The 14,407-nt window shown below is 32.3% G+C and carries 11 protein-coding genes; 4 read left to right on the forward strand and 7 right to left on the reverse strand.

Annotation, left to right across the window (positions count from 1 at the left end):
* Positions 1 to 91: 91 nt before the first annotated feature.
* Together MY04_RS23755 and MY04_RS23760 are read right to left on the reverse strand one after the other, a co-directional pair.
* The gene (locus MY04_RS23755; RefSeq protein WP_066215015.1) at positions 92 to 520 is read right to left on the reverse strand and encodes a hypothetical protein; all 429 of its coding nucleotides are present in this window, start codon (positions 518 to 520) and stop codon (positions 92 to 94) included.
* Between the two features lie 185 nt (positions 521 to 705).
* On the reverse strand, positions 706 to 2,091 hold the full coding sequence (locus MY04_RS23760) for a cation:dicarboxylate symporter family transporter (RefSeq protein WP_066215017.1): 1,386 nt from the start codon (positions 2,089 to 2,091) through the stop codon (positions 706 to 708).
* A 243-nt stretch (positions 2,092 to 2,334) separates the two neighbouring features.
* Between MY04_RS23760 and MY04_RS23765 the strand changes: the two genes are divergently transcribed.
* Positions 2,335 to 3,039: a cytidylate kinase-like family protein gene (locus tag MY04_RS23765; protein WP_066215018.1), complete on the forward strand. Its 705-nt coding sequence runs from the start codon at positions 2,335 to 2,337 to the stop codon at positions 3,037 to 3,039.
* Between the two features lie 38 nt (positions 3,040 to 3,077).
* Here the strand turns inward: MY04_RS23765 and MY04_RS23770 are convergent, their stop codons facing one another.
* Positions 3,078 to 3,470, reverse strand: coding sequence for a hypothetical protein (locus MY04_RS23770; RefSeq protein ID WP_066215020.1), 393 nt, complete (start codon positions 3,468 to 3,470; stop codon positions 3,078 to 3,080).
* Positions 3,471 to 4,010: 540 nt separating this feature from the next.
* Between MY04_RS23770 and MY04_RS23775 the strand changes: the two genes are divergently transcribed.
* Both MY04_RS23775 and MY04_RS23780 read left to right on the forward strand, forming a co-directional pair.
* The gene (locus MY04_RS23775; protein ID WP_066215021.1) at positions 4,011 to 5,432 is read left to right on the forward strand and encodes an MBL fold metallo-hydrolase RNA specificity domain-containing protein; all 1,422 of its coding nucleotides are present in this window, start codon (positions 4,011 to 4,013) and stop codon (positions 5,430 to 5,432) included.
* Complete coding sequence (locus MY04_RS23780; RefSeq protein WP_066215023.1) at positions 5,432 to 6,346, forward strand: Rossmann-like and DUF2520 domain-containing protein; 915 nt, start codon at positions 5,432 to 5,434, stop codon at positions 6,344 to 6,346. Before MY04_RS23775 ends, MY04_RS23780 begins: the two co-directional genes overlap by 1 nt.
* Here MY04_RS23780 and MY04_RS23785 read toward each other — a convergent pair whose 3' ends face one another.
* Positions 6,347 to 6,871: a DinB family protein gene (locus MY04_RS23785; RefSeq protein ID WP_066215024.1), complete on the reverse strand. Its 525-nt coding sequence runs from the start codon at positions 6,869 to 6,871 to the stop codon at positions 6,347 to 6,349. It lies immediately after the preceding gene.
* Between the two features lie 77 nt (positions 6,872 to 6,948).
* Here MY04_RS23785 and MY04_RS23790 point away from each other — a divergent pair, with 77 nt between their 5' ends.
* Positions 6,949 to 7,773: a sulfurtransferase gene (locus tag MY04_RS23790; RefSeq protein WP_066215026.1), complete on the forward strand. Its 825-nt coding sequence runs from the start codon at positions 6,949 to 6,951 to the stop codon at positions 7,771 to 7,773.
* A gap of 332 nt (positions 7,774 to 8,105) precedes the next feature.
* On the opposite strand, the gene MY04_RS23795 is transcribed toward MY04_RS23790, so the two are convergent.
* Genes MY04_RS23795 through MY04_RS23805 form a run of 3 tightly spaced genes read right to left on the reverse strand, consistent with a single transcriptional unit; the run spans position 8,106 to position 14,403 of the window.
* Entirely contained in the window at positions 8,106 to 10,286 is a 2,181-nt protein-coding gene (locus MY04_RS23795) for an OmpA family protein (protein WP_066215028.1), read from the reverse strand.
* Positions 10,287 to 10,288: 2 nt separating this feature from the next.
* Positions 10,289 to 11,209, reverse strand: coding sequence for a PorP/SprF family type IX secretion system membrane protein (locus tag MY04_RS23800; RefSeq protein WP_084006106.1), 921 nt, complete (start codon positions 11,207 to 11,209; stop codon positions 10,289 to 10,291).
* A 5-nt stretch (positions 11,210 to 11,214) separates the two neighbouring features.
* The gene (locus tag MY04_RS23805; RefSeq protein ID WP_066215032.1) at positions 11,215 to 14,403 is read right to left on the reverse strand and encodes an Ig-like domain-containing protein; all 3,189 of its coding nucleotides are present in this window, start codon (positions 14,401 to 14,403) and stop codon (positions 11,215 to 11,217) included.
* Positions 14,404 to 14,407 lie beyond the last annotated feature (4 nt).

Here is a 14,407-nt window from a genome sequence, read left to right on the forward strand (position 1 = left end):
AAAAGATCAGTCAATGACTGATCTTAATTTTGTTTAGTATTTAATTTTACATGTTTATACTTATATATTAAATCATGAATTAATTCCTAATTTATGCAGATTTCAAGTTCTCGATAAGATCCTTTTCATGTAATGCTTTAGAATATGCCTGTTCAAAAGATTTACAGATTACTTGTTCATATTTTGGTTTTGCGATTAGATTCACTCCTTTTAGAATGGCATTGGCAATAATATTAGGAACAACAGCATATGTTTTAATCATCAAATTACTGTATTTATCAGCAGTTTCTTTCATGTTTTTCCCATAAGCTATCCGAGCATCTGCATCCATCCACTTTACTTTAGAAATATCACCAATTACAACAAAGGGAGTAGTAAATGTTTCGAATATCTCTTCCTTTTTTGATTTGTATTCAATAATATCCTGAGCTGTAGGTTGTTCCTTTGTACAGGTTATGATTACAATAGGAAATTGTGTTAAATCAAAAATCGCAATTGATGTTGTATGTATTTTTTCCATGTATTTGTGAATGTTTTCAATAATCTAAACAATCATTGATTTTATTAAGTTCACAAATGGAAAGAACATTACAACTAAATTTTAAACCAAAATGTTTTCAAAATAGAGAAAATGTCTTCTTATGTATAGAGAAAGGCAATTTTCTTTTCTCTAATTTCGAAAAATCAGACTTTACTTACGTAAGTTTATTGATTTTCTTTGTTAAAAATTTTCATGTCCATTCCACCATCAATTTTACTAATAAAAGTAGCTGCAGATGATACACCAAAAATATTTGTAGCTGTTCTACCCATATCAATTAAAGAATCAACAGAAAGTACAAAGGTCAATACTATACCCATAACTTCTGCAGAAATACCCATAATAGTCATTGCGGTAATTGCGGCAAACGAGGCTGTACCAGGTAAACCAGCAATACCAAACGAAGAAATAACTACAGAAATAAACATTGTGATCAATACCGATGGTGAATATAAGTCCATTTGTCCACCCATTGCATTAGTTACTCCCACGGACAATACAATCATGAAAACGGGCCACATTGCACCACAAGCGTTCATACCCATTGTAGTACCTAATGAAGCAGCAATATTAGCCGTTTCTGTATCTACACCATTTCTATTTTCTAAAGTATCAATGGTAACGGGTAATGTTGCTCCACTTGATTGCGTACTGAAACCAGTTATCAAAGCAGGAATTAAATTATTGAAATGTTTAAATGGATTGACACCATTCAGGAATTGTACTAATAAATGCATTCCAATAATTACAGCCATTGTTAGGTAAGAAACCGAAACGAACTTAGCTAGGTCACTAAACAGAGAAGGACCTTTTTCTGCTACAGCCATTGTCATTAAAGCTAAAACACCATATGGAGTAAGTTTAATGATGGTCATAGTCATAGAATTGACAATCAATTTTGCAGAATCAATCGCACTAATCACCCTACTCATTTCTTGTGCTTTCTTTACCTTCATCCTTTTAATAGATGAACCAATGAGTAAAGCAATAATAAGTGTTCCAATAATATTATTTTTGGAAAATGCATCGAATATTGAAGTCGGAATATTCTGAGTGAATCCATAAATAACATTTCCTAAAGAGGCATCGCTTAGAGACTCTATTCTATTCGCATAACCTTGTGAAATATTATCTGTCGATATTTTCGATACATCTATAATAGTATCAAAATTGAACATACTAGCCATAAACAAACCAATACCAGCAGCACATGTTACGGATAGGACAAAGTACAAGATAATCCTACCGAATTTTTGACCTACATTACTATTGTTATCAAGGTGAATAAGCGTATGTGTGATGCTAATAAAAACAATCGGTACGATCATGAATTTGAGAGATCGTATGTAAATATTGGAAATACTCTTAATGTAATGTCTTAACTCAGCATAGAGTTCTTTTGGTAAAAAAGAATAAAGAGCCCAACCCATTAATATCCCAAGAAATATGGCAGTCAAATTTCTATAATGAAACTTAATTTTTCTTTTTGATAATTGATTTAAAATCCAAAGAAGAAGTATAAATATTGATAATGCTAAAATCTCTGCCATGCTCTCTCTCCTGTTATGCTAATTGATAACAGATTTAAATGATTTAAAAATAAAATAGATCAGTAAACTGATTTGAAAATTAGCGTCTAATTAAAGATAATTTTTTCCTTTTTCATATAGATTCCAAATATTTCGATATCGCACTCAATAAATATCACCTTAAAACAGTAATAATGATCACTTTAATTATAGATAATAAGTGTTAATTTGACATTAATAAAAATCAACTAAAACCCTATGACTATGGAAGCCTACATTTATAATTATCTAATCGAAAGAGAAATCAGGAAAGTCAAAGCACCTGTAGCAAACGGTTTGATCCTAACAATAAGTAGACAATTTGGGACACAAACCAGAAAAGCTGCCGAAATTTTAATAGACCAATTAAATAAAGAAGAAATTGGCTTCCAGATTCATAAAAGACCATGGAAATTAATTGATTACACGGTTTTACATAACCTATCGAAAGAACTTAAGGTAGGTATTAATGATATCAACGAATTTACACCTATTGAATATAAAGGCATTATCGATCAAATAATGTATGGGCTGGATTTTAATAGAAACACCCTCGACGAGAATCTGACAAAAGCACTTAGAACGGTTATCTTATCTTACTTTGAAAGAGGTAATGTAATTTTTCTAGGACGAGGAGCAGTTCACTTTGCTTCTGGAGTTCCTAATGTGATGAAAGTAAATGTTAGAGCTTCGGAAGAGTATAGAATCCAGAAATATGCCCATGCGAATCAGCTAGACTTTAGGTATGCTAAGGAAAGGGTTAGAGAAAAAGACAGAAAGCGAAGAAGATTCAATGCATACATTTCTGAGCAAGTTCCTATTAAATTTGACTTGGTGATTGACAGAGAGGAATTATCCGATGAGGGACTCTCGGATTGTCTTTTATCTTTTGTGAAAATGAAGGAGAAAGAATTTTTAAGAAAAGTCTAGATTAATGGGAGCACCTCTATCTTTTTGATATGAGGTGCTTATTTTTTATTTATCATTGATAAAGCCGCTTGAGTACAATCTAATTGCCAATCAGCACGACTTAATTGGGTATGATGAAATAGTAAACCATCATTTCCAATAATGTTTGTTACTTTGCCAGTATTACAGCCATTCATAATCAACTGACGAAAATTAACCTTGTATACATTTTTGTCGCCGTCGGTGATAATAACGTATTCACATTTATACATTACTTTTTTTCCATCCTTATATTTTTCAATATAACACTTGGCCATGTCTGTAAACTCTACTCTAATTTCGTCAACACCAGATATTTTATGTACCCCTAAAGGGAAGTTATTTTCTTGCATTGGTTTAACAGAACATGACATGATGAGAAGGGAAATGGCAATGAAAATAATTTTTCTCATTTAGATATCATTTATGTTCATTTCAATTTACTATAAATTAATAAATAATATTTTGCCCATCTAAAAAAAGTACAACATATTGCTTTCATTTGAACAAAATATATGATCTAAGTACAAAGATTTAATATAATTTGACATATCAAATTTTGTCTTATACTATTGAAACCTAAGAATATAAGTAAATGTTATAAATTAGTTATGTATTCGATTTAACCCAACCAAATTTATTGATAATTAATCTTTCATTTTTTTGAAAAAAAATAAACCTAGATGTAAAAAAATTAATCATTTTATTTTCTAAAACATCTATCTTACAATTGGTGTCTAAAAAAGTTTATAGATACCACAGTGAATTTATTTAATTAATAAAACATATAACTAACTAATTATTAGTGATCTCAAATCCTATGAAATTTCAGGAACTGAATACATAAAATTTTTAGTTTAATTTATGCAGTAAATTTTTCGTAAAAAGAGGTGTTTTATTTTCAATATGATTTAACTTTAAGGTTATATTTTCATCAATTGTATTGAATTTTTATGAAACTCACGTTTTGGGGTGCGGCAGAAAAGGTAACCGGTAGTATGGCGTTGTTGACTTTAGAAGATGGTTACCAGGTATTGATTGATTGTGGTGTAGATATGAGTAATCTTACCGAGGAAGACCCTATATATCCCAATTCAGCCTTTCCATTTGATGTTTCTTTAGTTAATGTAGTATTACTTACCCATGCACATTTAGATCATTCAGGTAAGCTGCCTAATTTATATAAAGAGGGATATGAAGGTCAGATTTTATGTACATCTCCAACTGCTTCTCTTACTAATATTTTATTAGAGGATTCTGCTCGTATTAATCAAAGAAAACTTAAGACATACAATAAGAAAAAATCTAAAGGACAATCGTTAGAACAATTTAATTTTGTTCCTGAAAACCTATATACCGAGAGTGATGTATCGAATACAATGCAAGAGGTTGTCCCTATCCAATTTGGAAGAAGGTTTAATGTAAAACCTGGCTTATGGGTGACATTTATTCCTGCAGGTCATCTACTTGGTGCAGCACATATATACATTGAAGCGGAAGATAATGGAGAAATGAAAACTCTTTTATTTTCTGGTGATATCGGAAGAAAAGAATATCCACTTTTAAAGGATCCTGCTCCAGTTCCTCAAGCAGACTATATCATTTGCGAAACAACATATGGAGATAGAGAACATCAACATATTAAAGATTCTGCACAAGAAATCTTAGATGTAATCATTAAAACGTGTGTTGATATTCCAGGAAGACTAATTATTCCAGCATTTAGTATTGGTAGAACGCAAGCCGTTCTTTTTGAACTTCATAAATTATTTGTTGAAGGAAAATTACCTCCTATTAAAATATTTTCTGATAGCCCATTGGGAATACAAAGTAACAGAATATATGATCAGTTTTCGAATCATTTAAATAAAGAAGCTAGAGAGTTTATTGATGAAAATGATAGCTTATTTAATTTCGAAAATATGGAATATGTACTAAAGGCAAACGATTCCAAAGCCATTTCAAATTATAATGAACCGTGCATCATTATTTCTTCTTCGGGTATGATGGAGGGTGGACGTATTCAACATCATATTCAAGCCAATATGGAAAATCCATATGCCACTATTTTAATGGTAGGTTTTTCTGCAGAAGGAACCATGGGGGCTCGTTTAAGAGACAATGAAGGTACTTTACGTCTTGGAAATGAAGAACATAAAGTTCATTGCAAAATTGAACAAACAGATTCTTTTAGTGGACATGGAGATAAAAATGATTTGATTGATTTTGTCCAGCAGCAAGACAAAAGTAAAACAAAGCAAATCTTTTTAAATCACGGAGAAGAAGAAAGTATGTTTGCCTTCAAGAAAACAATAGAGGATTTGGGATATCCTAACGTAGTTGTTCCAACAAAAGGTCATGAATTTATAATCTAATGAAGAACATATCACTAATTGGTTCCGGTAAAGTAGCGACCCACCTTGGGTTAGCATTAGAAGATAAAGGTGCGATCATACATGAGGTATATAGTCGTAATTTAAAACACGCTAAAAAGCTTTCTAAAAACTTCTACGATGCTATACCTACCGATTCATTAGATTTTACAAAGTCGGAAGCAGAGATTTTCATTATTGCTGTAAGCGATGGTGCTATTGAAGAAATATGTAAACAAATTGAACTTCCTAAGCACCGCTGTATCTTGGCACATACTTCAGGAGCAACTCCCATGGAAATTTTGGCACAAGCTCATGTTCTCACAGGAGTTTTTTATCCTTTACAAACTTTTTCTTTTGATAAAGAAGTAGATTTTAAAAAGGTACCTTTATGTATTGACGGTACATCTCAAAGTGTATTGGATAATTTGGCTGCATTGGCCATGAGAATTACGCCAAAGGTGTTTCATATTAATAGCGAAGAAAGAAAAAAGCTTCATTTATCAGCTGTTTTTGCCTGTAATTTTACGAATCATTTACTGGAAGTATCTTCACAATTAGTAAAAAATGCAGGTCTTGAACTAAATGATTTAAAACACCTTATCTACGAAACAGTAGATAAAGCATTTGCTGTTGATAGTCCAAAAGATGGGCAAACAGGCCCTGCCATTAGAGGAGATAAAAAAACAATTCTTAGACATGAAAAAGAACTCCAGAAAGATTTTCCAGAGTTCTTAGGTATGTATCAATTAATGACGGATGCTATAATGGAAAAACAAGGGAATTACATTACAGCAGATCAGATTTTAAGTATGGATACACAAAGTCAAGAATTAGATAACGAAGCTTCAGATAATCAAGAAACTGATGAACTAGATACTAATCCCGACAACGATGACTTTTATCTTAGTGAATAATTATTTTTCCAATAATGGTAAATAACGTTCTCTAATCACGTTTGCATGATGAAGTTGATGCCCTGCAATAGTATAACCTAAGGCGAGTACGTTAATTTTTACATTACTAGCTGTACCTTCTTGTTGAAGCATCTCGTCAGTAAAGCTTTTAAACATCGAAATTGTTCCCATTCTCACAGCTTGAAACTCAGCAACCAAATCATCAAAATCTCTTTGATATCCTTGAGCTGTAACTGCATAATCATTTTCCTCGAAACCATCTAATGCCGTTTTATCTTCACGTGCAAATCGTAATGCCCTATATGCTAAAATTCGTTCTGTATCGATAAGATGTTGAATAATGTCTGGAATAGTCCACTTCCCTGTTTCATAAACCATCGTACCCAAAGCACGCATTTTCTCAACACTATCTTCGTTGATATTGACAAGTGTTTCTGAAAGTACATCTACTATGTCTTTATCTTCACAAAGATCAATGTATCTATCATAATATTCAGGCATAAATGGTAGATCTTTCTTTTTCATATCGCTAAGTTTTGGTGAAAAAATGAAAGCTTGTATATTAAATACTAAACAATATAACTTTTATTTTTTAATAACTTATGAAAAACATCCTAAGCGTTAAAGAAGCCTATCAATTATCTAAAAATGATGATGTGATTATATTAGATGCTAGTCAAGATGGTAATAAAGTAGGAATGACTCCCAATAACCCTGGTAAATATATAATTGGAGCCAGAGTATTTGATATAAAAAACGAATTCAGTGATACGACATCTCCCCTGCCGAATATGTTTTGTAATGAGGAACAGTTTAATCATAATGCTCAAAAACTAGGTATTAAGAAAAAGCATAAAATTCTGATTTATGACAACTTGGGAATTTTCACGGCTCCAAGAGCCTGGTGGATGTTTAAAACAATGGGTCATACAGATGTAGCAGTTATTAACGGCGGTATTGATGAATGGATAAAAGAAGGTTTACCCACTTCTTCCACCCCATTTACTGATTTTGAAAAGGGAGATTTTAAAGGTATAAAACAATATCAGAATATTATATCGTCTAGTCAGATTGAAGAATCGTTAAGTCAAAATCAATATCAAGTGATCGATGCGAGAGGTAAAGGTCGATTTGATGGAACTGTAAAAGAGCCAAGAGAAGGAATGAGAAGTGGTCATATTCCTGGTGCATACAATCTTCCATTTAAAGATCTACTTGAAAATGGAAATTATAAATCGCTTGAATCAAGAAAAGAAATCATCAATAATTTAGAATTACCAGATAATATCCCTCTTGTTTTTAGCTGTGGTTCTGGCATTACAGCCTGTGTAGATTTATTAGGTGCAGCAGATATCCTAAACAACGAGATGAAAGTATATGATGGATCGTGGACAGAATGGGGAGCAAGTGATTATCCTATTGAATAAAAAAACAGAGGCACTATAGAATAGAACCTCTGTTTATCGGAATTATTTTATACACTTACTGATTTATTTGTTGTGTAACAAATTAGAATCTATGGAACGTACAGTAATTTTATCTTGTTTTACTGTAACTCGATGATACTAATTTAGAATGATTACAAATAGAACCCAAGTGTTTAGTGATCTTTTTTAGAATTATTCTAAATAATTTCCATAAACGTAATCTTTTAACTGATATCGTTCTTTTAAATATTCATTTTAAAAAAGTTTCAGATATAAAAAAGCCTACAATCTAAGTGCAATACTGATTGTAGGTTTTAAATCTAATGGTATTCTTATTTCAATATCCGAATTTCGGTTCTTCTGTTCATTTGATGTTGGTATTCTGTACATTCAATACAATCAACTGCTGTATCGTCTTCCCCAAAATACCCCAGCACTAAACGATTTTTTTCTATGCCTCTACTGACAAGATAATTCATGGCAGATTCTACCCGTCGAAGGGATAGTTGCATATTATAGCCTTCTGTACCTCGAATGTCACAGTGTGCGTGTAACTCGGCTCTTAATTGATCATTCTGATCTAAATAGTCAAAAACATCATTTAATGTTTTCTTAGCTTCTGATGTTAAGCGAGGTGAATCAAAAGGGTAATAGATATTCTCTATATCAACTATATTTTTCTTAGAATTAGGTCTAAGATATATATCTTGATAAATTATTCCGTAGCGGTCAGGGGTGGGATTAGTAATCTTCACATTAGCCGTACCGTATTCCTCTGCATTTCCAATAAGATAATTTTTATCAGGTAATGAGGTAAGTATCATACTGTAATGTCCACCTTCTGTTTTCCCTATCGATCGAATTCTTGTATTATCATTATCAAAAAGAAAGACCTCTGCAGAAGGTATTCTTTGTTTGGTGTGAGCATCTAAGACATCACCTACTAATTGTAAATTTTTTCCTTTAGCCAGTTCAATAATGATAATGTTATTGGATGATTTCACTTTGCCTACAGAAACTTCTTTGTATCTATAAGTTTGAGACATTGCAGCAATACTTAACATTTCATCTTTTTCTCTACTATTAAACTTTACATAACCTGTTTTGTCGGTCTCGAACTGATGAATGGCCATATACTGTTTGTCATAGCATTCGACCACCGCACCATCAATAGGTTCTCTAGTGATACTATCAATAACAAAAACAATAAAGTCAGATGGTCTTGCTTTGAAATGGTAAATATCATCGGATCCTCTCCCACCAAAACGGTTTGACGTAAAGAAACCTTCTTCTATACCATTTGATTGTGACTTAGGAATAAAAGTAATACCAAAATCGTCTGTTGATGAATTAATTGGTGCACCAACGTTTTCTATGGAAACTATAGAGTCATTTCGTAAAGTGGCTTTAAAAATATCTAAACCTCCTAATCCAATATGTCTATCTGATGAAAAATATAAAGTGTTATCATCATAAGCACTTGGGAACATATCATTACCGGAAGTGTTAATCTTGCTTCCAAGGTTTTCAGGTTCAGACCAATCGCCATTATCTTCTAGATGAGATCTATATAAATCTACACCTCCATATCCTCCAGGCATATCAGAGGCAAAGATCATAGTTTGTCCATAATTCATTAATGTAGGGTGTCCTATCGAATATTTTGGACTATTTATATTGATGGCTTTTGGTTTAGTGAAATTATGCTCTACGGGATCATAAATAGTCTTATCTATTTGCAAATGATGTACAGCTAAATTATCATCATCAAGTAATCTTTGATTCGTAATATTTACTGTTAAGTACATATAATTAGTTAAGGTATCTAGAACAGACTGACCTACATGATAATCATGTAAAATTTGGGCATGAAGTATTTCACTTTCTTCATAAACCCCTAAATCGTTTTTTTCCACATAATGCAAATCCAAGAAATGATCTCCATCCCTATGGTGTATTTTACTCTTAACATGATCGTTTCTAGATGAGGAATAAATTAAACCATCAAAGAATACCAAAGGGTTTAAATCTTTGTATTCTGAATTGAAAAACATATTATCTAAAGAGTAAACATGAGTATTGGCTTGTAACTTAGTTAAATATTCAGTTTGACAGGACAAATACAAATCTCTCACATCTTTATCTTCTGCATGATTAAACAAGTATTTTTCAAATGCATTCCCTGCCTTACCGTATAATCCTAAGCATTTAGCCATAAGACCATAGTTGAGATATACATAATCACTACCCTCCCATTTTCTATTTAAAATACTTTGATAAATATTTAAAGCCTTTCTGTATTTATCATTCTCTTGATAACACATACCTAACTTAAATTTTGAAACTATATCCAAATCTTGAACCTTTTCAAAATTTTCAATGGCTAAATGATATTCTTTACTTTTATAATGCTTTTCAGCCCGCTGTAAAAGAGTTTTTCTTTTTTGGGCATATGTAAATGAGCAATTAAAAATCAAGAATAATAACAATATATTCTTATAGATTTTTTTCATCACTAAAAGTATCTTGGGCTAGTTACAATATTTGCTTTTTGTTTTGTCGGTATATTTATTCCCAACAAAATTTCGTGAGTTCCAGAAGTATGATTACTGATTTCAGTAAAAGGATAATCATATGCATACCCAATTCTGAATCTCTCTTTCAAAACTACCTGTGACATCAATGCTATACCATCTTCTGATCTATAAGAAGCTCCAAGCCAGAGCATTTGCTGAAAGATAAAAGTGGCAGTAATATCTGCTTGTAAATTCGCATTGGTTACCTTTTTTAATAATACTGATGGAACAAAATCAACATGTTCAGATAGAAAAAAGTGTACTCCTGCTTTTAAAAACATATGTCTTCTATACAAACTTTCATTCATTGAAGTTTTCGTCATTTCTGTTTCTAATATGGTAGGAATAGAGAAACTGACATAATATCTTGAACTATATAAATACAGCCCGAAACCAGTATTAAAGGTGGATAATGTTTCATTACCCTGGTTGAACACAGGATCATTAGTATTCTGTATTAATAAATTACCCCAATCGTGTTTAAAATTTAATACAGATAAATACAATCCAAACGATAATGTAAGATCTTTATCATTTAATGGCATAAGATAAGAGAATGCTCCCTGTACAGTATTATTAGTTGATATACCAATTTTATCATTGACAAAGTTCAAACCAACACCGACTTTTCCTTTTGCTACAGCAGAATGAGCAGCAAAGTTTAATGTAGTTGGAGCTCCTTCATAATTTGTCCATTGCTTTCTAAAAAGCATCATACAATCTACACCATCCTTAGTGCCAGCAAAAGCCGGATTAATAGCTAATGTATTGTAAGCATACTGGGAAAACATGGGCATTTGTTGTCCGAAACAAAAAGAAGTGATGCCCCATAAAAATGCAAGAAATATATATTTTTTCATTGGAATTATCTTTTTATGACAACAAAGCCGTTATAACTATATTCTTTAGGTACTCTTACTTTTAATATGTAATAGTAAGTGCCGTCTGGTAGGGGTTGACCATCGTTATTATTTCCCTCCCATTGGTTTTGATAGGGACTTGTGTTATAAACAGGCTGTCCCCATCTATTGTAAATAATAAGGTCAGTATCTTGGTAATTAGTCACTCCTTCTATAACAAATGCTTCGTTAATATTATCTCCATTTGGTGAAAAACCAGAATAAAAACTGAGGTTAGGTTCTTCGGAATCAACGCAATTTTCACATTGATTTATATTAATGACCAATAAGCCGTTACGACAGTCTCCTTCGTTATTACAGACAGTATAATAGACATGGTCAATTGTATCATTTTCTATTAACTCTTGAGGTACTGTATAACATACATTACTATTATCTATTGCAGTTAATGAATTTTCTACCTTACCGTTTACTAATGGATCAGCATTGATAGGATTCCAAGTCAAACTGCTTTCATCAAGTCGATCTTGTATAGGCATACAATAAGTTGCACCTTGATTAACTGTTACGGTATCTATCCAAAAGTCTGTATTTACTGAAGTAATCACTCCTGATTCATCTGCAACATGAATTATGACTAATGCCACATCTGATAATTGAGGATTATCCTTATCATAAATTCTGTAGGTAAGAACATCTACCCCAGTAAATCCTTCATTAGGTGTATAAGTTATTATTGGAGTATTATTAAAATAATTTAGTGATGCAGAACCAGATATTGGAGGCACTACAATACTTGTTCTTATACTATCTATTTCTCCATCAGAATCACTGTCATTTGGTAGCACAACAATATTTACAGTAGAGTTGAATGGTACATCTACTGTATCATTTAGTGCCAACGGAGGTGTATTAGTAGAAGTGATTAAATTCGGTCCTGCTGGGTCTTGTACATTAACCGTAATTGTAGATGTATCACATAAAGCAGGAATAGTATTATCGCAAATTTGATAGATTATTTGATAAGAACCGATGAAATCAGGATCTGTAATATTTTCAACTTTTCCATCAACAATACGAACTATTGCAGTATCTGATAAAGGTTGTTGTATTATTGTTAAGGTTGCTGGTGATATTGGATCTGAACCTTCAGTATCATTTGTTAAAGGGTTAATTATTACCCCTTCATTAGGGAAAGTATTTATTACATCTGGATTTGCTGTTGGTGGCGTTTCTAATGTTTGAACAATAAACGATCCTTCATCACATAATGCAGGCGAACCAGAATCACAAATTCTAAACTCAATTGTATCACTACCAAGGTAATCACCGTTTGGACTTAACGATATAATACCATTATTATTCACTAGGTTTAACCCTACATCTGGTGTATTTAAAACTTCTATTAATCGAATATTTAAATTACCATCGGGATCAGTTCCTAATGTAGTTACTGGAATACCATTTAATAAAATATCGGGTGACAATGGAATTAATAAATTATCTTGTGCAACTGGCGGGTTATTATTTTCCGATTGTGTTCTTACCACAATAATACCATTATCACATGTTTGAGGAGAACCGTTATCACATGCTGTGTAATATACTGTATCCAATTCCATATAACCCAAGATACCCATTACCTTAATGGTCGGTAAATTAAAAGTATTGATAAACATATTTGGGTTTGATAATGAATCCACTCTAATTGTTACATCAGCTATATCTCCGTCGTCTTCTACTAAATTTGTGACCAGGAAATTTGATACAACATTGGGCTGTACGTTTATTATAGTATCTCTGGCGACGATTTGTTGATTTATTTCTGCTCTTGTGATCACAACGCTGCCATTATCACATGCTCCTTCAGTATCACAAATTTGAAATGCTACTGTAGCTGTTCCCGTCCATGTATCAGATGGGTTTATTTGTAGTGATGCACCATCTGATGTAACCGGTAAAGTAAGATCCGAATTACTAATGATGGTTATACTATTTGGATCCAAATTATTATCTGGATCTACACCTAAAGTAGTAATAGGAACACCATTGTCAATTATATTTTGAGTTAATGGTATAGCATAATTATCTACTGCTATGGGAGGTACATTAGTATTTGAGTATTGAATAACAATATTTGCAGTATCACATGCTGAAGGAAAACCCTGATCACATGCAATGTATTTAACAGTGTCTGATACCCAAACAAGACTTGGTGTTGTAATATTTATATTAGGAAAACCTTCAGCAACAGTAAAGTTGTTATTAGTTTTTTCTAAAATAGTGTAAGTCACTCCGCTTGGGTCTTCATCTGTTATTAGATCTTGTAGGTTAAAAGGTAAAGTTACATTTGATAATGCACCAATAATAGTATCTCTAGCAACGATAGGTGTATTAATTATACCATCCCAAGTAGTTATGTTAGGAATTGGGTTAGATCTCACATAAAATACAGCATCATTATAGTCGTAATCAGGTTCTTCCATATTATCCTCCACACAAAGAATATAATCATTTTCAGGAGTTTCCTTATAATCAAATATGACAAAATGTTGCAGGAAATTAATATGCAAACCTCCTGGTGAAACAACATTAGCATTTAGATTTTCATTAGAATGTAGAGTATAACGACCCGATGTGATTGCATCAATCTTATTACCTGCAAAAGGATCCCAACCTTGTGACACAATGAAGAATCCTATTACTGTACCTTTTGTGAAATATCCTAAATGTAGTCTAAAACCATTATTGATAGTGTTTTCAGTATCCAATTTTGGAAAAATAATGGTTTTGGTATTTTCTATATCAGCAGGTACTGTTGGTGGGTTTAAGTAATTATAAGTATAAAATCCAAGTGTATTAAACCATTCAGCATCTTCATATGATAGAGTAAGATATACATCTCCATCGTCCAATACGATAAAGTTGTTATTATTTTCTTGTAAAAATGTTGTACTACCACTAGCGATGGTATCCATAACTAAAGTCTGTAACGCTATAGTTTCTGCAATTGGAGTTGTGGCTGTACCCACCACATAAGTGCCTTCGGGTCGCCCCTGATCATTCCAAGATTCTAATGCATTTGGATTATCACCCAGTACTTTATATGTGTAAGCTGCCATGATACCAAATCCCATGACCACACAACTTAGGGCTACCAAAAGAAGAATCACTATTTCCTGTTTCTTTTTCATAATA

The organism is Flammeovirga sp. MY04, from assembly GCF_001682195.2.
Taxonomy (GTDB): domain Bacteria; phylum Bacteroidota; class Bacteroidia; order Cytophagales; family Flammeovirgaceae; genus Flammeovirga; species Flammeovirga yaeyamensis.